General features: G+C 56.2%; 16 protein-coding genes. 11 read left to right on the top strand and 5 right to left on the bottom strand.

Annotation, left to right across the window (positions count from 1 at the left end; all coding sequences use genetic code 11):
* The first annotated feature begins 42 nt into the window (after positions 1-42).
* The 5 genes from J2S20_RS04385 to J2S20_RS04365 are packed head-to-tail and all read left to right on the top strand — an operon-like array spanning position 43 to position 6,820.
* Positions 43-2,130, top strand: a complete 2,088-nt coding sequence (locus J2S20_RS04385) for an alpha-amylase (RefSeq protein WP_307253597.1) — start codon at positions 43-45, stop codon at positions 2,128-2,130.
* Between the two features lie 5 nt (positions 2,131-2,135).
* On the top strand, positions 2,136-3,227 hold the full coding sequence (trpS, locus tag J2S20_RS04380) for a tryptophan--tRNA ligase (protein ID WP_307253594.1): 1,092 nt from the start codon (positions 2,136-2,138) through the stop codon (positions 3,225-3,227).
* 5 nt (positions 3,228-3,232) lie between these two features.
* Positions 3,233-4,309, top strand: a complete 1,077-nt coding sequence (locus J2S20_RS04375) for a glycosyltransferase family 2 protein (RefSeq protein ID WP_106611182.1) — start codon at positions 3,233-3,235, stop codon at positions 4,307-4,309.
* Positions 4,306-5,772: a lipopolysaccharide biosynthesis protein gene (locus J2S20_RS04370; RefSeq protein ID WP_106611183.1), complete on the top strand. Its 1,467-nt coding sequence runs from the start codon at positions 4,306-4,308 to the stop codon at positions 5,770-5,772. The genes J2S20_RS04375 and J2S20_RS04370 overlap by 4 nt, the downstream gene beginning before the upstream one ends.
* A 34-nt stretch (positions 5,773-5,806) precedes the next feature.
* Positions 5,807-6,820: a glycosyltransferase gene (locus J2S20_RS04365; RefSeq protein ID WP_106611697.1), complete on the top strand. Its 1,014-nt coding sequence runs from the start codon at positions 5,807-5,809 to the stop codon at positions 6,818-6,820.
* Between the two features lie 67 nt (positions 6,821-6,887).
* On the opposite strand, the gene aroD is transcribed toward J2S20_RS04365, so the two are convergent.
* Both aroD and J2S20_RS04355 read right to left on the bottom strand, forming a co-directional pair.
* Positions 6,888-7,688 carry a type I 3-dehydroquinate dehydratase gene (gene aroD / locus J2S20_RS04360; RefSeq protein ID WP_106611184.1) on the bottom strand — a complete coding sequence of 267 codons (801 nt, stop codon included), beginning with the start codon at positions 7,686-7,688 and terminating at the stop codon, positions 6,888-6,890.
* Between the two features lie 24 nt (positions 7,689-7,712).
* Complete coding sequence (locus J2S20_RS04355; protein ID WP_106611185.1) at positions 7,713-8,651, bottom strand: AEC family transporter; 939 nt, start codon at positions 8,649-8,651, stop codon at positions 7,713-7,715.
* 154 nt (positions 8,652-8,805) lie between these two features.
* Here J2S20_RS04355 and J2S20_RS04350 point away from each other — a divergent pair, with 154 nt between their 5' ends.
* Together J2S20_RS04350 and J2S20_RS04345 are read left to right on the top strand one after the other, a co-directional pair.
* Entirely contained in the window at positions 8,806-10,185 is a 1,380-nt protein-coding gene (locus J2S20_RS04350; protein ID WP_106611186.1) for a uracil-xanthine permease family protein, read from the top strand.
* A gap of 251 nt (positions 10,186-10,436) precedes the next feature.
* The gene (locus tag J2S20_RS04345) at positions 10,437-10,685 is read left to right on the top strand and encodes a DUF1858 domain-containing protein (RefSeq protein ID WP_106611187.1); all 249 of its coding nucleotides are present in this window, start codon (positions 10,437-10,439) and stop codon (positions 10,683-10,685) included.
* A gap of 129 nt (positions 10,686-10,814) precedes the next feature.
* Here J2S20_RS04345 and J2S20_RS04340 read toward each other — a convergent pair whose 3' ends face one another.
* The 3 genes from J2S20_RS04340 to J2S20_RS04330 form a co-directional block, all read right to left on the bottom strand.
* Entirely contained in the window at positions 10,815-11,675 is an 861-nt protein-coding gene (locus J2S20_RS04340) for a putative ABC transporter permease (protein WP_307253582.1), read from the bottom strand.
* Positions 11,672-13,033, bottom strand: coding sequence for an MATE family efflux transporter (locus J2S20_RS04335; protein ID WP_307253580.1), 1,362 nt, complete (start codon positions 13,031-13,033; stop codon positions 11,672-11,674). Before J2S20_RS04335 ends, J2S20_RS04340 begins: the two co-directional genes overlap by 4 nt.
* A 153-nt stretch (positions 13,034-13,186) precedes the next feature.
* The gene (locus J2S20_RS04330) at positions 13,187-13,909 is read right to left on the bottom strand and encodes a hypothetical protein (protein ID WP_307253578.1); all 723 of its coding nucleotides are present in this window, start codon (positions 13,907-13,909) and stop codon (positions 13,187-13,189) included.
* A 223-nt stretch (positions 13,910-14,132) separates the two neighbouring features.
* Here J2S20_RS04330 and J2S20_RS04325 point away from each other — a divergent pair, with 223 nt between their 5' ends.
* The 4 genes from J2S20_RS04325 (at position 14,133) to mfd (ending at position 19,852) form a co-directional block, all read left to right on the top strand.
* Complete coding sequence (locus J2S20_RS04325; RefSeq protein ID WP_307253576.1) at positions 14,133-15,320, top strand: protein NO VEIN domain-containing protein; 1,188 nt, start codon at positions 14,133-14,135, stop codon at positions 15,318-15,320.
* A 209-nt stretch (positions 15,321-15,529) separates the two neighbouring features.
* Positions 15,530-15,688 (top strand): rubredoxin, encoded by a 159-nt coding sequence (locus J2S20_RS04320; RefSeq protein ID WP_106611192.1) that lies wholly within the window; start codon positions 15,530-15,532, stop codon positions 15,686-15,688.
* 226 nt (positions 15,689-15,914) lie between these two features.
* On the top strand, positions 15,915-16,487 hold the full coding sequence (gene pth, locus J2S20_RS04315) for an aminoacyl-tRNA hydrolase (RefSeq protein WP_307253573.1): 573 nt from the start codon (positions 15,915-15,917) through the stop codon (positions 16,485-16,487).
* The gene (mfd, locus tag J2S20_RS04310) at positions 16,484-19,852 is read left to right on the top strand and encodes a transcription-repair coupling factor (RefSeq protein WP_307253570.1); all 3,369 of its coding nucleotides are present in this window, start codon (positions 16,484-16,486) and stop codon (positions 19,850-19,852) included. The genes pth and mfd overlap by 4 nt, the downstream gene beginning before the upstream one ends.
* Positions 19,853-19,872: the final 20 nt, after the last annotated feature.

Below are 19,872 nucleotides of genomic sequence, written 5' to 3'. Positions count from 1 at the left end.
CAGATACTGCGCCCATGCGGCAGGGAGAAGAGGGATGGCAGTTTGGAGGACAGAACAATGAGCGACAGCACGGTACAGCCAGACAGTCAGACAGATTCAGCTGCTGACGGAAGAAGTATCTTTCCCATGGGACTTACTGTTACAGACCGGGGCATTCATCTGAGTCTTGTATCTGCCGGAGATCATCCGGCGCTGCTTCTCTACAGGAGAAATGAGGCGGCGCCGCTTATAAAAATCCCGTTTTCCGGGGCAGAGCGTCAGGGTTTGGTCTGGAGTATGTTCCTCTCCTTTTCAGAGCTTTTTGCAATCGGTTTTACGGAGGAGACGCTGCAGAGCGCCGAGTATCATTTTGCGGATGATCGGGGGAGCTTTCCAGATCCCTTTGGTCTTGCCTTCAGCGGACGCGACAGCTGGGGCAGGGAGGAGCAGTACGGGGCGGTGCTCCGGAGCCCGGTCTTTCTGAAGCCCTTTGACTGGGGAGAGGACAGGAGGCCGGGGCTTCCGTTTTCGGACAGCGTCATTTACCGCCTTCATGTGCGCGGCTTTACGAAATCTGCTACAAGCGGAGTGGTGCAGCGCGGAAGCTTTTACGGTGTAATTGAGAAGATTCCCTATCTGAAGGCACTCGGTATCACGACTGTCGAGCTACTGCCCTGTCAGGAATTTGAGGAGCTCATGCCGCGGGAGGCGGGGCAGCAGGGCTTTCCCTCCGCATCAGATGCTGCATCGGCGGGAAAGACAGGCGGACGGCTGAACTACTGGGGCTACACAAAGGCATATCATTTTGCACCGAAGGCGAGCTACTGCCGGAGAAAGGACAGAGATCCGGCGGGCGAGTTCCGGCTTCTGGTGCGGGAGCTGCATCGCGCCGGGATGGAGCTCATACCGGAGTTCTATTTTGACGGGAGTGAGGATATCGCCTATGTGCTCGCGGTGCTGCGCTACTATGCGCGCTTCTTTCATGTGGACGGTGTGAGGCTGAGCGGACACGTGGACACGGAGGCTGTCGCCCGGGATCCATATCTTGCGGATATCAAGCTGATTGCAGATGGCTGGAGCCCGCCGAAGCCAGGGGAACGTTATCCATTTTTCGGGATGAGGAATGGGGAGCTGCAGCCGGAGGCTGTAGGGCAGCATGCAGGCGCAATGGCGCGCAGAGACTGCGGCGGAGGCCGACGGCTCGGAAGCTGTAACGACGGATTCCTGCGGGATATACGGCGCTATCTGAAGGGAGACGAGGGCCTCCTTCAAGCACTTATCTATCACACGAAGAATAATCCCCGCCATGCTGCTGTCATCAACTACCTCGCGGGAACCAATGGCTTCACGCTGATGGATGCGGTGAGCTACGATGTGAAGCACAACGAAAAAAACGGCGAGGACAATCGGGACGGTACGGACGAGAACTTCAGCTGGAACTGCGGCGCGGAGGGACCGACAAGAAGGAAAAAGGTTCTGGAGCTCCGGCATCGGCAGCTGAAAAATGCTTTTCTGCTTCTGTTTTTAAGCCAGGGGACACCGCTCATTCTCGCGGGAGATGAGTTTGGAAACAGTCAGAGCGGCAATAACAATGCCTACTGCCAGGACAACGCACTCTCATGGCTCGACTGGAAGCAGCAGAAAAAGGAGGCAGCTCTCCTACGTTTTGTCAGAGACTGTATCGCTTTCCGGAGACGTCACCCGGCCTTTCATATGGAGGAGGAGCCGCGGCTTCTGGATCCGGACGGCTGCGGCATTCCGGATGTGTCCTATCACGGGACGCGGGCATGGCAGCCGGAATTTGAGCCGTGGAGGCGGCAGCTCGGCGTACTCTACAGCGGGCACTACGCACAAACCACAGAGGGGACAGCGGACGCGAGCTTCTATCTGCTCTGTAATATGCACTGGGAGCCGCATGAATTTGCGCTGCCGCACCCGGAGCGCGGCATGGCCTGGCACCTGCTGGTGAGTACAGCAGAAGAGGGCTTTGGCAGAGAGGAGGAGGCGCGCTGTCTTGCGGATCAGCAGCTCTATGTGATGCCGGAGCGGAGCATCGCACTGATGATCGCGCGTCCGGATCCGAATCATAGTGAGAGCAGAAGCAGAAAAAAGTGTTATACTGGAGCAATGAACAGGAAAAAGGAGAGTTGATTTCAATGGACAAAATCATTCTGACTGGAGACCGGCCGACAGGAAAGCTGCATATGGGGCATTATGTAGGTTCTCTGAGAAGAAGAGTCACCCTGCAGAACTCAGGGGAGTATAAGCGCACCATGATTATGATTGCGGACGCGCAGGCGCTCACGGACAATTTTGACAACCCGGAGAAGATACGCCAGAATATCATAGAAGTGGCACTGGACTACCTGAGTGTCGGGCTGGATCCTGCGAAGTCCATACTCTTCATTCAGTCCCAGATTCCGGAGCTCACGGAGCTTACCTTCTACTATTCGGATCTCGTATCTGTGGCGCGTCTTCAGAGAAACCCCACGGTAAAGAATGAGATTAAGATCCGGAACTTTGAGGCGGATATTCCGGTGGGCTTCTTCACCTATCCGATCAGCCAGGCGGCAGATATCACTGCCTTTAAGGCTACAACTGTGCCGGTCGGAGAGGATCAGCTGCCCATGATCGAGCAGACGAGAGAGATCGTCCGCCGCTTTAATGCCATCTATGCACCGGTGCTTGTGGAGCCGGAGGCGATGATTCCGAAGGAGGATGCGTGCCGCAGGCTTCCGGGAACGGACGGCAAGGCAAAGATGTCGAAGTCGCTCGGAAACTGCATCTACTTATCCGACAGTGCAGATGAAGTCACCGCAAAGATCAAGACCATGTACACGGATCCGGAGCATTTGAAGGTCTCTGATCCGGGACATCTTGAGGGGAATACGGTCTTTACCTACCTTGATGCTTTTTGCCGAGACGAGCACTTTGCGCGCTACTGGCCGGAGTATGCAAATCTTCAGGAGCTGAAGGATCACTACACCCGCGGGGGCCTCGGAGACATGAAGGTGAAGAAGTTCCTGACCAGTGTGATTCAGGAGGAGCTCGAGCCAATTCGTGCGCGCCGCGCGGAGTACGAGAAGGATATTCCGGAGGTCTACAATATCCTGAAGAGGGGAAGCGAGGCAGCGCGGGAGATTGCGGCCCAGACCCTGCACGAGGTGAAGGACGCCATGCAGATCAACTATTTTGACGATGTGGAGCTGATTCGCTCCCAGGCGGAGAAATTCGCACACAGGGCATAACGCATATGAAGGTTCAGCTGATACTGTGCAGCTATAACGGAGCGCGCTATCTGATGGCGCAGCTCGATTCCATACTTAAGCAGACGGAAACACGTTTTCGTCTGCTTATTTCGGATGATTGTTCGACAGACGGAACGGCAGAGCTCGCTGCGGGCTATGTAGAGCGCTTCCCGGAGCGGGTGGAGCTCTGGCGGCGCACCGAAGCGTCCGGGGGAGCTGCCCGGCACTTTCTGTCGGTGCTGAAGGCATACGGTGAGAAGTGCTGCGCGGGTAATGCGGACATGGGGGCTGATGGATCGGGGGCGTCCGGGGCGGCGGCTCCGGACGGGGAGGAGACGGAGCCTGCGGCATTGCGCGGCGCGGCAGATTATATCATGTTCGCGGATCAGGACGACGACTGGCATCCCGACAAGATAGAGCGGACGCTTCAGACCATGCAGCATGCGGAGGCGCAGTATGGACGCAGCACGCCGCTGCTGGTTCACTGTGATATGCGCGTCACGGACGCGGCGGGAGCGGAGCTCGCCTCCTCCTATGTGCGCTATCAGGGGATGAGCCCGGAGCGAAACAGACTGAATCAGCTTCTGGTTCAGAACAATGTGACCGGTGGGGCGCTGATGATGAACCGGGCGCTGGCGGAGCTTCTCTGGAGACATCCGCTGCCGGAGTGCGCGGTCATGCACGATCACTGGATTGCGCTGGTGGCCGCTGCTTTTGGGAAAATCGTTTTTCTTGACGCAGCACTGTATGACTACCGGCAGCACGGGGAGAATGTGCTCGGCGCGGCAAAGGGAAGCCGGGTGCGGGAGATCCTTGACCGGCTGGGACTCTTTCGGAAGGATGGCAGGACGCGCGCGGAGATGAATCTCCGCTCACAGGCCGCCTATGCCGCACTCTTTTCACAGGCGGCGGAGCTGTTCCGGCAGTACGGGAAGGAGATGCCGGCAGCAGAGCGCAGGACGCTGCGGGAGTTTTTGTCTCTAAGGCATAAGAGCCGGGCTGGGAAAATATACGGAATACTCCGCTGCGGTTTCACCTTCAACAGATTTCACCGCACGGTGGGGGAGTGCCTGTTCCTATGATACAAGCATCAGATGGAAGCTTAAAGCAGAAAGTTGTGCACGGCCTGTTCTGGAAGCTCCTGGAGCTCACCGGGGCGCAGGGCGTGCAGTTTGTCGTGGCACTGCTGCTCGCGCGGCTCATGTCTCCCCGTGAGTACGGAACCATAGGCCTCATCATGATTTTCATCACCATTGCAAATGTCTTTGTGCAGTCAGGTTTTGCCACGGCGCTCATTCAGGCTCCGGAGGTGCGGGAGGAGGACTATTCCTCTGTGTTTCGCATCAGCATCCTGATCTCCATTCCGGTGTATCTGCTTCTGTGGTTCGGGGCCCCGCTCGTGGCGGCGTATTATGAGACGGAGGTACTCACAGCGCTGCTTCGTGTAATGGGAGTGGTGCTCTTTCCCGGTGCGGTGATTTCGATTCAGAGTGCCTATGTCGCGCGGAATCTGAATTTTCGCAGGCTCTTTGAGGCGACAATGTTTGCGGTGCTGCTCTCCGGAGCTGTGTCAGTCGCCATGGCCTTTTTTCACTATGGAGTCTGGGCGATGGCTGCGCAGCAGCTGGTGTACTGCTTTGGGCTGATGCTGGGACTTTTCGTCGCAGTGCCGTGGCGTCCACGCGGCGGCTTTGACGCCTCGCGGGTCAGGCTGCTCTTTCACTTTGGCTGGAAGATCCTGCTCTCAGGACTCATCGACACCATTTGGAACAATGCCTACGGTCTTATCATAGGGAAGCGTTACTCACAGGCGGATCTTGGCGGTTACAACCGCGGAGAGCAGTTCCCAAAGCTCATCGCGTCCAATCTTGCGGCGGCGATTCAGTCCGTGCTGCTGCCGGCCTACGCGAAACATCAGGGTGAGCCGGGGATGCTGAAGCAGATGATGAAGCGCAGCATGCGCCTCTCCTCCCTTGTGATATTCCCGATGATGGCGGGGCTTGCGGGCTGCGCAGAGCCTCTGGTCCGGGTGCTGCTCACGGAGAAATGGCTCTTCTGTGTGCCTTATCTGCGGGTGATGTGTCTCTGCTACGCCTTCTGGCCGGTGCATGTGACCAATCTGCAGATGGTGACGGCGCTCGGCAGGAGCGATCTCTTTTTGAAGCTGGAGCTCCTGAAGAAGCTGCTGGGCACGGTGATACTGGTCTTAAGTCTCCGCTACGGCATTGTGGCGATGCTGCTTTTGAAGGCGCTGGACGAATTCCTCTGCACCTTTCTGAATGCGTGGCCGCTGCGAAGGCTCATCGGCTATGGAGCGGGCGAGCAGTATCTCGATATGCTGCCCTCCGCGGCGAGTGCGCTGCTCATGGGAGCGGCTGTTCTTAAGCTGTCACAGGTCACAGAGTCCGCCGGATTCGCACTGCTCATACAGATTGCGGCGGGTGTCCTGATCTATGTACTGTTCTCTCTCATCCTGAATCGGGAGAGCGTGCGGTATCTTTGGAAAATTCTGAGAGGAAGGAGGGGAGCGCGTGGAGAAGGCTGAAAAGCAGAGAGACAGAGAGACACAGGTTCAGACAGTGAGCAGAGAGGCACAGGCGGAAGAAACGCGTCCGCTGGTCAGCATCTGTGCAGTGGCCTATAATCATGCGCCCTATATTCGCGAGGCGATGGAACACTTCCTTTCGCAGCAGAGGAGCTTCGGCATTGAGATCCTGCTGCACGACGATGCCTCCACAGACGGGACGGCCGACATCATCCGCGAATATCAGAAGCGCTGCCCGGGGCTGATCTTTCCAATTTTGCAGACGGAGAATCAGTACTCACAGGGGATCACCAATATTTCCGGTGCGTTTAATTTCCCGCGGGCGCGGGGAAAGTACATCGCGCTGATGGACTGTGATGATTACTGGCAGAGCGATGAGAAGCTGAAGCTTCAGCTGGAGTACATGGAGGCGCATCCGGACTGTCAGCTCTGTGTGCACGCCGCGGAGGTGGTGAATGAGAACGGGGAGCTTGTGAATCGCGCGCTGATGCGTCCCTACCGCGGGGATCGCGATCTGAGTCCGGCAGAGCTTGTGGACAAGGCGGGGAGCTTTCCCTTTGGCTCCATGCTGCTGCGCGCGGAGCTGGTGCAAAAGCTTCCGGACTGGTATGTAAACTGTCCGGTGGGAGACAGACCGCTGGAGCTTATGGCGGCGGCGCGGGGCTACTGCCACTATATTGACCGGCCGCTCAGCATTTACCGCTTCAACGGTGCAGGCTCATGGACGAAGAGCATGAAGAGTGGGGATTTTAAGAAAAAGCAGGATCGCTACGCGCGGGAAATGCGGGAGATGTACGAGGGCTTCGACAGGAGCACGGAGGGGCGTTATCACAGCGAGGCAGTCTCCGCCTCGCATCGGGTCTACTTTCTGACGCGGGTGAATTTGAGGGAGTTTCAGGGGATCTTTGATCCCCGCTACCGGCGCTACTATCGGGAGCTTCCGTTCCGTGAGCGCTTTTTCATCAGCCTTGAGTACCGTCTGCCGGGGCTGTACCATGCGCTGCGAGGAGCGTATCTGAAGCTCTCGCGCGCCGGGAGCAGGGATTAATTCAGAGAGCAGAGCGCGTTTTGCAGGGGAGCGGTTCTGCTTAAGGCACAGAGGCAGCGGCTGTGACTTAGGAGACAGAAGGGCGTCCGTCCTCGTGCAGTACAGAGAGGAGCTGAGAGAGCGTCTTTGCCGGAAGCTGTCCGGGTGCGGAGCTCTCGACGGCAGCTGCAAAGCTCATACAGGAGCCGAAGAGCTCACCGGAGATGCGGGACAGAACGCCGAGCTCTCCCATGCTCATGGTCACGAGCGGGAGCTCCGGGTGCAGACGGTGCACCTCCTCCGTCGCTGCGAGAAGAGTCAGCACGTCAGCGGCACTCTGCGGCATCACAGCGAGCTTGGCGATATCCGCGCCGCAGCGCTGCATGGCGAGAAGACGCTCTGTGAGTACTGCCTGTTCGGGGGTCTTCTGAAAATCGTGACTTGAGGCGATGACATGGACACCGGCGGCGTGGATGCGGCGGATATTCTCCTGGACGCAGTCCGCACCGCAGGAGAGCTCCACATCGACGAGATCCACAGCGCCGCTCTCTGCGGCAGCCTGATTCAGTATCATATAGCGGGAGGGGGGAAGCAGAGCTTCCCCTCCTTCTTTTTGGCTGCGCAGCGTAAAGAGGAGCGGGGTGTCTCCGAGAAGTCCGCGGAGTGCCTTTGCACAGCGGGACAGCTCTGCGGCAAGGGCATGGTCCGGCGTGTCAGCGGCATGAACCGCGTCCATAAAATCCGCGCGCCACTCTACAAGATCGAAGGGATGGGAGGAGAGTGCGGACGCCTTTTGCAGCAGGGCCTCCTGATTTCCGGCACAGAGCGGAACGATGATTTTGGGCTTTCCTTCGCCGAGGGTGAGCCCCCGAAGTGTGAGAGAGTTCATGTCTTTCCTCCTGTTTTCTGTATCTTATAGCAGCAGACAGATCAGCGGTATGGTTGCAATGGAGAGAATATTTGATACAAAGCTTGCCTTCGCAGCAAAGCGGAGATCGCTGTGGTAGCTCTCTGCCAGTACAGTCATAACCCCTGGAGTCGGCATAGCAGCAGTCAGGATCACAACCTGAAAGATCAGGGGATTGAGCTCTGGAATGAGCCGCAAAAGCAAAAGAGTTGCAATGGGATGCAGGAGAAGGCGTGAAATAGCACAGCTGTATGCATCCCTGTCGGTCAGCAATGCGCGTCCGCTGTTCCCGGCGAGCGCCATTCCGGTGATAAACATGGAGAGCGGAGTGGTGATATTTGAGAGCTGTGTGAGCGCGGAGCCAGTGAAAGAGGGCAGCGGGATGCGTCCGAGATAAAAGATAAGACTCAGCAGAACAGCGAGATTAATCTCGCTGAGCAGAGTTTTTTTCAGATCTATACCCTGATTTTCAGCTGTGCTGTCCCGGGATATGATGACGACTCCTATGGTGTACAGGGTAAGGTTGAAGGCGATATTATAGACAACTGCGAGCGCCAGTCCGTCGGAGCCAAGCAGTGCGAGGATGATGGGAAATCCCATGAAGCCGTTGTTTGAAAATGCAACGCCAAAGGCCCAGAGGCCGCGATGATTTTCCTGAACGTGAATGAATTCTGCAATTTTATAAAAAAGGAGCAGCATTCCGCCGTAGAGCGGAAAGCCGATCAGAAGGATCGCTATGCTGTCGGAGAGAAAGCCGGGATCGTATTGTTTTGTGGCGAGCGAGATGAAGATAGTTGCGGGAAGCGTGATCCGCATGAGCAGGGCAGAAAGCACCGGAGAGGCATGATCCGGAATCATATGGAGACGCATTGCCGCGTAGCCGGCGGCAATCAGAAGAAATAAGCTGATAAGATTTGCAAATACAAAGAAAAAATCAAGGTTCATGCGGCTCCCCCTCTGTTGTTAAAAAGTACCTTAGCGTTTTGCAGGAGGAATTTCAAGTACATTTTTCGCTTTTGTAATACGCGCTGGACTTAAATCAGAAATCGTTGTATCCTTTTCGGTGGAACTGGCGGGCTTTGTCATCACAGGGGGTTTTATGGGCGAACAGTTTGAAAAAAAGAGAGATGCGATTTATGATGCGAGAGAGTTGGGCAGGCCGAAGATGTTTCTTTTGGGTCTTCAGCATATGTTCGCAATGTTTGGCGCGACAGTGCTGGTGCCGATACTCGTGAACAGCTATTTTCAGGGGGAGGGGCTGTCTGTGCAGGTTACGCTGTTTATGGCGGGCCTAGGGACACTGTTCTTCCACTTCTGTTCCAAATTTAAGGTTCCGGCCTTTCTGGGTTCCTCTTTTGCTTTCCTCGGCGGTTTTGCGACCATCGCGGAGCTGAATACCGGAATTTATGCCAATATGAGCTACGGAGAGAAGCTTCCCTATGCCTGTGGCGGTATTGTGGTCGCGGGTCTTCTGTACCTCGTGCTGGCAGTGGTTATCCGTCTGGTCGGCGTGAAGCGGGTTATGCGCTATCTGCCGCCGGTTGTCACAGGGCCGATCATCATCTGTATCGGGCTGTCGCTTGCGGGTTCTGCCATTAATAATGCGCGGACAAACTGGTTTCTTGCGCTGATTGCCCTCTCGACCATCGTTATTTTCAATGTCTGGGGAAAGGGAATATTTAAGATTATTCCGATACTCATGGGTGTTGTCATCTCCTATGCAGCGGCGCTTGTCATGCAGTTTACAGGACTCACAAACCCGGACGGCTCTGCAGTCATTGATTTCAGCAGTGTTGTCGCCACCAGCTGGGCGGGACTTCCCCCTTTTCAGCTCTGTAAGTTCGATATCACAGCGATACTCGTCATGGCGCCGATTGCAATCGCAACCATGATGGAGCACATCGGGGATATCTCGGCGATCTCCGCGACTGTGGGAGAAAACTTTCTGGAGAACCCGGGTCTGCACCGCACCATTGTCGGCGACGGACTCGCGACAGCGCTCTCCGCAACCTTCGGCGGCCCCGCGAATACGACCTATGGAGAGAATACCGGCGTGCTGGAGCTCTCGCATGTCTACGATCCGCGTGTCATTCGCATTGCGGCCTGCTATGCGATCCTGCTCTCCTTTGTGCCGAAGTTTGCAAGCATCATCTCCTCTCTGCCGTCTGCGATCATCGGCGGCATCAGCTTCATTCTCTATGGGATGATCTCTGCGATCGGAGTGAGAAATGTTGTCGAGAACCGTGTGGACTTTGCAAACAGCAGAAACCTGATTATTGCAGCTGTGATTCTGGTCTCTGGCCTCGGCTTCTCCTCCGGTGTGACCTTCACTGTGGGCGGAACGCCGATTACGCTGACGAGCCTCGCTATTGCATCTATCACAGGCATACTTCTGAACGCGATTCTTCCGGGCAATGATTACCACTTCGGCGTCAATGCGCGCGGAGATGCGATGCGTGGTGTATCTTTGAAGCGCTGATGTGCTTTCGAAGCAAAGCGTGCCCGTGCGTCTTAGCACAGCTGAGTTTCGTCATGCGTGCAGATATTATTTTCCGGACGGGCGTGAAGCTCAGCTTCTCATAAAGTGAAAAAAGAGTGAATTTATGCGGAGTTCCGGTTGCGCGTATTGCGGCGGAGGAAGTGCCTGTGTTAGAATAAGCACAGGCGCTCGGAGGAGCGCCGCAGTAAGCAGATGAATGATCTGATTCGTTCAGATGAAAGGAGACTGTTATGGCAGAAGAAAAGAAGGCTCTTGTGACCAAGGATATGCTGGTCGGAGAGATTATCAGTAAGTATCCGGATGCGGCATTTGCTCTGATGCAGTGCGGCATGGGCTGCATCAGCTGCCCGGCATCACAGGCGGAGTCCCTCTCCGATGCGAGCATGGTTCACGGCATGAACGCAGATGAGGTTGTGGATTACGTCAATGAGTATCTTGCGTTTCAGGCAGAGAATGCCGGTGCAGAAGCTGCAAAGTGAGATATCAAGAAGGCAATACGGAATAATAAATCATTGGATACCGTCAGTTGAGCAATCAGCTGGCGGTATTCTTTGGTTTGCCGTCGTCTGAAAGAAGTCATGAAATTTCAATGGTATCGGCAAATGAAGCTACAACTCCTCCAGATGGGTTCTTAGCTCATCGATGAGTTCCGTACAGTTGTAAAAATGAAGCCTTGGAAAGGCGCGGAGCAGTCGGCCGGAGCCCCAGTGCTTTGAGGAGAGCCGTCTGCGGAGCTGCTCTGCACGGCTTCTGTAGGCGGAGAGCTTTTGCTCCAGCTCCTCCACGCTGTCCCGCAGCTCCGCAGAGGCGAGCGCCGCCTGAAGCTGCTGCTCCTCCAGACGCTGCTGTGTGTGCAGGGTCTGTCTGCCGATGATCTCGCTCATATTGTCGCTGAAGCCGCGAAGCCTTCTGCGAAAGCCTTCCAGCTCCCGGAGCTCACGGTTCAGCCTGCGCACGGTGCTCACTGTCAGGACGAGATCCACCCCATAGATGAGATAGAGCAGGGCGAGGAGCGGCCAGCCGATGCGCTGCGGCAGCAGGACGGAGACGCCGAGCTGTACTGCCGGATGGACAATGCGCACCACAAAGACGGTCGCGAGTCCCCAGAGGAGGCTGAACTTCAGACAGATATAGCCGCGAAGGTTGAAGGGCTGATCGCTGTAGTCCCACCAGCGCGCGTGAAAGAGGAGCTCAAGCACCCACCCTGCGAGGAATTCCACTGAGGAGGCGAGCAGCATACCGCCGAAAAACACAATGGCTGCGTGGAGTCGTGTGCTGTCTGTGTGTGTCAGACGGACAATGGCGAGGAGGACAGCACAGAGCCCGAACCCGTAGATCGGGCACACAGGTCCGTTCAGAAAGCCGCGGTTCACGATATTTCCCCGGGTCACAGCGTGATAGGCAACCTCTGTGACCCATCCGAGGAAGGAGTAGATGCAGAAATACCACAGCAGTATATACAGATTCATGCGATTCCCTCCCGGTCAGGCTTCAGATAGACAGTGAGCATCATGGTAGTGAAACTTGCCAGTCCGCCGAGGACATTGGAAACGGGCTCGGCCATGTAGACTCCGGCGCTTCCCAGCCCGCCGACGTAGGGGAGGAGCAGGGAGAGCGGGAGCACCAGCACGATCTTGCGGAACAGTGAGAAGAAGATCGCGCGGTACTTCATATTGAGAGACTTGAAGACAGATTGCGCACCGAACTGGAAGACCTGAAAGATAAAAGCAAAAAAGTAGATGTGCAGGGCGGGGATCGCCGCCTGAATGAGCTTCCAGTCCGGACTGAAGAGTCGGATAAAGGAGGCGGGAAAGCGAAGTACCAGCACCCAGACAACCAAAGTGTAGCCGAGTCCCCAGATTGTAATGAGACGTATGGCCTCCTTCAGCCTCCGATCCCGGCGCGCACCGTAGTTATAGCTCATCACCGGCCCCGCGCCGTTTGCAACAGCAAACAGCGGAACCTCAAGCATCTGCCGCACCGAGGATATGATGGCGTAGACGGATACCTGAATATCGCCGCCAAAGCGGGACAGCATGTGATTACAGGCAACTGCTACGAGACTGTTGGTAAACAGCATGATGAAATTTGCAGTTCCAAGAGCGGTGATCTCCCGGATGAGTGCAGGGCGGAGCTCGGAGGGTCTGAGCAGCCTAAGCTTCAGCTCTGCCGTGTCCGAGCGGAGAAAGAAAAGCGCAACGCACATGGAGAGCAGCTGGGAGAGGACAGTCGCCGTGGCTGCGCCCCGTATGCCAAGATGCAGTCCAAAGATAAAGAGCGGATCCAGAAGAATATTGGCGAGTGCACCTGTGAGCACGGTGAGCATTCCGGTGAGGGCAAAGCCCTGTGCATTGATGTAAGGGTTCAGCCCCGTAGAGAGCATAAAGGGAATCGTGCCGAGCAGATAGATCCTTAAGTAGCTTTCTGCATAGGGGAGACTCTGCTGCGACGCGCCGAAGGCGAGAAGCAGGGGACGCGAAAAGAGCTCCCCCAGCGCGGTCAGCAGGATGCCGAGCAGGAGCAGCATGAAAAAGGAGCTGTTCATAATAAGCTCTGCCTGTTTGTACTTGTGTCTGCCCCGTTCCATTGCGCAGAGCGGCGCTCCGCCGAAACCGTAAAGATTTGCGAAGGCGGTGATCAGAATTACGGCAGGAAAGCATAGGCCGATGCCGCTCAGAGCGAGTGTGCCCACGCCCTCAATGCGGCCGATATAGATTCTGTCCACAATGCTGTAGAGCAGACTCAGTATCTGTGCGACCAGCATGGGCAGGGATGCCTTCAGCACATTGTCGCGGGTGCGCCCGTTCTCAAAGTCGATTTGCTTCATAGGTAAACTTTCCGGACAAAAGGGGATGAGGCGTCCTGTGGGAACAGGACGCCTCGATAAAGGGTGGGTATGAGAGTTAAAGATTGCTCTTTAACTACTGGTATCATACGCTGCCTAGCTTAAATTAAGCTGAAAAATCGAGGATAATCTTTTTTACTGTACTGCGACAGAGTCGAAGAGGAAATCACAGCCGCGTATCATATTAATGCGGACGGCCTCTTCATTTGTGACTTTGAGCGTGACGCTCACGGGCGCGCTGTCGGGTGAGAGCGTATCGGAGCGGTACAGAGACCTGCCGCTGGTGAGTCCGGTCACAGAGACCCGGCCCTTTTGCTTTCCGCTCTGTCCTGCTGCGGGAGAGAAGGTGAGGGTCAGGAGGGAGTACTGCTTATCGAGCTGAAAGCTCGCATAGGCGGCATGGCTCAAATCACCGGAGAGACGGAAGCCATCCGTCCAACTCAGACCGGATGCGGTTTCCGCCTGTTCGAAGCGCTCGTAGTAGGCGCTTTCCTTCGGTGTGGTGTTAACGAGCTCCGTTGTGTTTTCCAGGGAGCCTGCAACGCCGTTCACTCTGGTCTGGACGATCCCGTCTACCGTCCACTGTCCGTTTGCATTTACTGCGGAACCGTTCACTGTGGTGTTCGCGAGCATGACTCCCTCTGCGTCAAAGTAGTAGCACTCGGAGACCCCGTCATGGTTTCCGTCGAGCCACGCCCACTGATTTTTTAAGAAGCCCTCGGACACACCTCTTCCGAGGTAGTCGTAGTGCCAGTTTCCGCTGCCGGTCTCATGGACCCATGCGCCGGCGAGAGAGGAAAGAGCGGCTCCGCAGCTGAGCGCGACTATCAGTGCAGTTAAGACGATCTGTTTTTTCATAAAAACCTCCTGTATACAAAACAGTTTGCGCGGCAACGTCCGTCACTGCGCCTATGTTCCCTATCATACACCAAACAGAGATTGAATTGAAGAATCCAGAGCCCTATAATTATAGAAAATGGCAGCTTATTTTTGATATTCACTGTAAAAAAGAAAGCTATATCGCGGATCATGCCGGCAGCGCGTCGGGAAATGCCGACTGCCGGAAGCAGAGGGGACTTTCATGAATTATACAGAGCTGAACAAAGTGATTAAATTTTATCTCTGCCATTACGAGGAGATCCGAAGCAGAGAGAACTATAAATGGGAGGCAGTGATGGCCTTTCAGAATGCTGCACCGATGCGTGCAGAGGCAGAGCTCTTTCCGGTGACGCTCCGCGAGGGCCTGAAAAAGGCAGGGAATCTGCTCGATTCCGGCTATTATTTTCCGCGGACAGCGCTCAGCATGCTCCTCTCCCGCGACCCGGAGGCAGTCAGACTGATGTTTGAGGATCTGTTTTGTGAGGAGGATGCGCTCTTTGACCGGGTCACTGTGTTTATGATGAAGGCGCGGGAGCTCCGGAGAAAATATTTTACGCAGACTGAGCTTCCTGCGGACGACCAGGACGAGCACGCGGTCTCAGTATATCTCTCCTTTCATGACCCGGCACATTACTACATATATAAGTACAGTATCTTCAGGAAGACGGCGCAGCTTCTGGATTATCGCTATGTTCCACAGCGAAGCGACGCGAGAAATCTCTCGGAGTTCTATCGCTTCTGCGATCAGATACGTGAGCACCTGCTTGCGACGCCGGAGCTCCTTCGGCGGGAGGAGGAGAGAAGAGCGCGCTATCCGGAGGCAGATCCGGCATATCGACTGCTGACAGAGGATATTCTGATCTGTGCGGCGACCTATTATACCGCGCCGGAGCTCTTTTCGGAGCGCGGAGAGGCAGAGGAGATGGAGCGCTTTCGCCTCACGCCGGTGCAGAAGAAGCTGCCGCTGGAAGCTGTGCCCTTCTATGATGCGGTGGAGATCGCTCAGTACGAGGCGCAGCTCAGGGAGAGCGGACTTCACTTTCTGCTCTCGCAGGAACGGCTGAGAGTCAGGAGCTACCGCCTTTCAGCCAGAAAGCAGCCGGAGCTTCTCAGTGCAGGGACAGCGCGCGGAGAGGGCTATGATCTTCTTTCCTATGACCGCAGGGGGGAGGAGCTGCACATTGCAGTGAAGGTCACGACAGGACCGGAGAATGAGAGCTTTCGCATCTCTGAGGCGGAGCGCCTTCGGAGCGCGCGGGACGCAGAGCACTACCGCCTGTATCGCCTCTATGATTTTGACCGCGAGACAGGACGCGGGCGCTGCTCTGTATACCGCGGCGATCTGAGTTCCTTCTGTCTGAACCCGGAGAGCTACCGCGTGATGTTCTGAGAACCTGCGGCTGAGCTATTTCGACGATAAACGAGAGAATAGAGCCGGCATTTCCTGTGATTTTGAGAACTTGTGTACCGTGGCGCTTTCTGCTACACTTGTCTTGTTGCTGCAGCTGTTGAAGACAGCTGGGCGGGATGCAGAGTGCGGTGAGGCAGCCGCAGTGCATAACAGAGCTGTCAGAAAGACGGCGCACAAGGAGGAAGCTTATGAAGTACGTATGTCAGGTATGTGGATATATCTATGACGAGGTAGCAGGAGATCCGGATAACGGAATTGCAGCGGGCACAAAGTGGGACGAGCTCCCTGAGGATTTTGTATGTCCGCTCTGCGGCGTCGGGAAGGACGAGTTCTCCGTCGAGGAGTGAGCTCAGACCAGATCGGAATGTACTCCTGCACGGCGGTGAGGGAGCAGAAATTCTGTGGAGAACAGCAGCAGTACAGGTAAACAAGCCGGAAACAGGATACAGCAAGGGGCCCCGCGGACGCGGAGCCTCTTTGTTCCGTGCCTCTGCTGTCAGGGGAGAGACGATACACTGGATATAGACAGAATATGGGGAAAGATGAGGCGCGCGCTTCACAGAGGAGAGATCAATGTATATTATCGCAGGACTTGGAAATCCGGGAGCAGAGTACGAGAATACGAGGCATAATGTGGGATTTCACGTGATAGACTGCCTCGCAGAGCGAATTGGTACAGAGCTGACAGAGAGGAAGTTTACTGCGCTCTGCGGGCGCGGTCTGCTCTGCGGCGAGAAGGTGCTGCTCTTAAAGCCGCAGACTTATATGAACAACTCCGGACAGAGTCTCCGCGCGGCGGCGGATTTCTATAAGGTTCCGCCGGAGGAGATTATTGTGATCTCGGATGATATCGACCTTGCACAGGGGCAGCTCCGGATACGTCTGAAGGGCAGCGCCGGAGGCCACAATGGGCTGAAGTCCATCATTTCCCACTTAAATTCTCAGGAGTTTATGCGAGTGCGCGTCGGAATCGGAGGAAAGCCGGAGGGATGGGATCTCGCAGATTATGTGCTCGGGAAGCTGAAGGGAAATGATGCAGAGGCCATGGAGCAGGCCTACCGCACTGCGGCAGAGGCAGTGGAGGTCCTACTCTCCGATGGCGGCGAGCGGGCCATGAATCTTTATAATCGAAAGGCACTGTCATGAGCATATTCCAAAATCCTCTGAAGGATCTGGAGAGCTATGCTGCGCTGAGCCGGAGAGCAGAGCAGGCTGGGGGCCCGCTTGCGGTGACCGGCATCGCAGATGCGGCCAAGGCTCATCTCATCAGCAGTCTCTGCGAGAACTCCCGCAGGTGGAAGCTGGTGGTGAGCTATGATGAGGGCCGGGCAAAGGAGCTCTGTGATGACTGCCGCTGCTTCTCCGAGCGGGCGTGGCTGTATCCCGCGAAGGATCTGCTCTTCTTTGCGGCAGATATTCGCGGGCATGAGCTCTCCGCTGCGCGCATCGAGCTGTGGGGGCATCTCATGGAGGAGCCGGGCGGCGTCGTAGTAACTACCATTGATGCTCTGATGGATCAGCTCGATACCCCGGAGGAATTTCGCGCATCGGTATTTACCATAGATGAGAGCGACCGTCTGGATCCGCAGAAATTTGCAGAAAAACTCACGGCGCTCGGCTATGAGCGCACCGCGGAGGTGGATGGCATCGGTCAGTTCTCGATCCGGGGCGGCATCATTGATTTCTTCCCGGTGACAGAGGAGCTCCCGGTGAGAATCGAGCTGTGGGATACAGATATTGACTCGATCCGGAGCTTTGACCCGGAGAGTCAGCGCTCTGTGGAGCGGCTTCAGACTGTGACGGTCTACCCTGCGCGGGAGCGGGAGCTCGGCGGAAGCGCATCTTTTCTCCGATATTTTGACCTTCGTGATACGCTGATTTTTTTTGATGAGCCGGTGCGCTGTGAGGAGCGCGCGCGAAATATAGAGCAGGAATTCCGGGAGGGCATGGCAGGGCGCTTAGCTTCCGGCCAGCTCACGGAGGCGGAGATCCCGCAGCTTTTCTCTGCAGAGGAGATACTGGAGGAGTTGAAGACAGAGGTCACGCTGTGCCTCTCCGGACTGGACGCGCGTTTTCCGGAGTACGGAATCCGTGAATACTTTTCTCTCGGTGCAAAGACTGTGGCATCCTTCCCGGGAAGCTTTGAGCTTCTGATTGCGGATATGAAGCGCTATGAGCAGGAGAAGTGGCGTGTGGTGCTGCTCACGCCGTCGCGGACCAGGGCCGGACGTCTCGCACAGAGCTTCCGGGAGTACGGACTCTCTGCCTTCTGTCCGGATGCGCCGGATGGGGGAGATGCAGCCCTTCCCGAGGCTGTGCGCGGCTCCATCATGGTGATGCATGGGAATCTGCACAGGGGTTTTGAGTATCCGCTGCTTCAGTTTGCACTGCTCTCGGAGAGCGATCTCTTTGGGAAGACAAAGCGGAAGAGCAGGAAAAAGAAATATACGGAGGGGAGTCGCATCTCCAGTCTCTCCGAGCTCTCTATCGGGGATTATGTCGTTCATGAGGACTACGGTCTCGGCATCTATCAGGGAATCGAGAAGATAGAGGCGGATGGTGTGGTGCGGGACTATATAAAGATTCAGTACCGCGGCGGAGATAACTGCTATGTTCCTGCGACAAAACTCGATGCCATACAGAAATATGCGGCGGGAGACGCGCCCGCTCCGAAGCTGAACCGCCTCGGCGGCCCGGAGTGGGGCAAAACCAAGGCGAAGGTGAAGGGTGCGGTAAAGCAGATTGCAAAGGAGCTGGTGGAGCTCTACGCCAGCCGCATGAAGCAGCGCGGGCACAGCTATGGCCCCGATACGGTGTGGCAGCAGGAGTTTGAGGAGCTCTTTCCCTACGAGGAGACGGAGGATCAGAAGAAAGCAATTGCAGATGTGAAGCGGGATATGGAGAGCGGGCAGGTGATGGATCGCCTGATCTGCGGAGATGTGGGCTACGGAAAGACAGAGATCGCACTTCGCGCGGCCTTCAAGGCAGTGCAGGAGGGGTATCAGGTGATCTTCCTCGTGCCTACGACCATACTCGCGCAGCAGCACTGGAACAGCTTTACGCAGCGCATGAAGGACTTCCCTGTCCGGGTCGATCTGCTGTGTCGCTTTCGCACAGCGGCAGAGCAGAGAAAGACACTCGCAGATTTTACAAAGGGGCAGGTAGATATTGTGATCGGGACACACCGCGTGCTCTCAAAGGATATCAAACCAAAGAATCTGGGGCTGCTCATTGTGGATGAGGAACAGCGCTTCGGCGTGACGCACAAGGAGAAGCTGAAGCGGCTGAAAAGAGATGTGAATGTTCTGACGCTCACTGCGACGCCAATTCCGAGAACGCTGCACATGAGTCTTGCGGGGATACGGGAGCTCAGCATACTGGAGGAGCCGCCGCAGGACCGCCAGCCGATTCAGACCTATGTGATGGAGTACAGCGATGAGACTGTGCGGGAGGCGGTGCGCCGGGAGATAGCCCGCGGCGGCCAGGTGTATTTTGTCTACAATCGGGTGAATCATATTTCTGATATTGCAGCGCGGCTTAAGATTCTGGTGCCGGATGCAGAGGTCGCCTATGCGCACGGGCAGATGAACGAGCGGGATCTGGAGCGCATCATGCTGGATTTTATGAACGGCGATATTGACGTGCTGGTATCCACAACCATTATTGAGACCGGCCTGGACATCCCGAATGTCAACACAATCATCATTCAGGACGCAGATCACTTCGGCCTCTCTCAGCTCTATCAGCTGCGCGGCCGCGTGGGGCGTTCCGCGCGGACGGCCTATGCCTTTCTTCTGTACCGGCGCGGACGCATGCTCACGGAGGAGGCAGAGAAGCGTCTCAGGGCGATACGCGAATTCACCGAGCTGGGCAGCGGTATCCGCATCGCAATGCGGGATCTTGAAATACGGGGCGCGGGCAATGTGCTCGGAGCGGAGCAGCACGGACATATGCAGGCAGTTGGTTATGAGCTCTACTGCAAGCTGCTGAATCAGGCGGTGCGCCACCTCTCCGGCAGGGCGGAGGAGCAGGACTTCACGACAACGGTGGATGCAGTTGCAGATGCCTATATTCCGGCTTCCTACATAAGGAGCGAGGAGCAGAAGCTTGATATTTACAAGCGCATCGCCTCGGTAGAGACGGAGGAGGATGAGCTCAACATGCAGGATGAGCTGCTGGATCGCTTCGGGGATATTCCGAAGTCTGTGACAAATCTGCTTCTCATTGCACGGATACGCAGTGCGGCGCACAGGCTCGGCGCCTCAGAGGTAAATGTCGGAAAGAGCGAGACGACAGTCACAATGACAAAGGAGGCCGTGCTGGATGCTGCGCGGATCCCGGAGTTTATCAGCAGCTACAGAGGAAAGCTCTCGGTGCGGCCGGGAGAGCAGGTGCGCTTCATTCTTTCGGATGGAGAAGGGAGGGGAGACCGGACGGCCGTCCTCTCCGATGTCAGACAGCTGATCGAGGGGCTTGGCATGCTGCGGCCGGAAAGCCCGGAAAAAGCCTGAAATATGGGAGTTTTACTTGA

Source organism: Moryella indoligenes (assembly GCF_030812885.1).
Taxonomy (GTDB): domain Bacteria; phylum Bacillota; class Clostridia; order Lachnospirales; family Lachnospiraceae; genus Moryella; species Moryella indoligenes.
The sequence above is the reverse complement of the archived record's forward strand: the minus strand, read 5'-3'. Positions and strand labels throughout refer to the sequence as shown.

What these genes read in the sequence shown, in the direction of transcription:
- J2S20_RS04320 (WP_106611192.1), top strand. Translation starts at nt 15,530, where the DNA reads ATGAAGTACGTATGTCAGGTATGTGGATATATCTATGACGAGGTAGCA.
- aroD (WP_106611184.1), bottom strand. Translation starts at nt 7,688, where the DNA reads ATGAACTCTCTCACACTTCGGGGGCTCACCCTCGGCGAAGGAAAGCCC.
- J2S20_RS04345 (WP_106611187.1), top strand. Translation starts at nt 10,437, where the DNA reads ATGGCAGAAGAAAAGAAGGCTCTTGTGACCAAGGATATGCTGGTCGGA.
- mfd (WP_307253570.1), top strand. Translation starts at nt 16,484, where the DNA reads ATGAGCATATTCCAAAATCCTCTGAAGGATCTGGAGAGCTATGCTGCG.
- J2S20_RS04335 (WP_307253580.1), bottom strand. Translation starts at nt 13,033, where the DNA reads ATGAAGCAAATCGACTTTGAGAACGGGCGCACCCGCGACAATGTGCTG.
- J2S20_RS04350 (WP_106611186.1), top strand. Translation starts at nt 8,806, where the DNA reads ATGGGCGAACAGTTTGAAAAAAAGAGAGATGCGATTTATGATGCGAGA.
- J2S20_RS04355 (WP_106611185.1), bottom strand. Translation starts at nt 8,651, where the DNA reads ATGAACCTTGATTTTTTCTTTGTATTTGCAAATCTTATCAGCTTATTT.
- J2S20_RS04370 (WP_106611183.1), top strand. Translation starts at nt 4,306, where the DNA reads ATGATACAAGCATCAGATGGAAGCTTAAAGCAGAAAGTTGTGCACGGC.
- J2S20_RS04330 (WP_307253578.1), bottom strand. Translation starts at nt 13,909, where the DNA reads ATGAAAAAACAGATCGTCTTAACTGCACTGATAGTCGCGCTCAGCTGC.
- J2S20_RS04340 (WP_307253582.1), bottom strand. Translation starts at nt 11,675, where the DNA reads ATGAATCTGTATATACTGCTGTGGTATTTCTGCATCTACTCCTTCCTC.
- J2S20_RS04325 (WP_307253576.1), top strand. Translation starts at nt 14,133, where the DNA reads ATGAATTATACAGAGCTGAACAAAGTGATTAAATTTTATCTCTGCCAT.
- pth (WP_307253573.1), top strand. Translation starts at nt 15,915, where the DNA reads ATGTATATTATCGCAGGACTTGGAAATCCGGGAGCAGAGTACGAGAAT.
- trpS (WP_307253594.1), top strand. Translation starts at nt 2,136, where the DNA reads ATGGACAAAATCATTCTGACTGGAGACCGGCCGACAGGAAAGCTGCAT.
- J2S20_RS04375 (WP_106611182.1), top strand. Translation starts at nt 3,233, where the DNA reads ATGAAGGTTCAGCTGATACTGTGCAGCTATAACGGAGCGCGCTATCTG.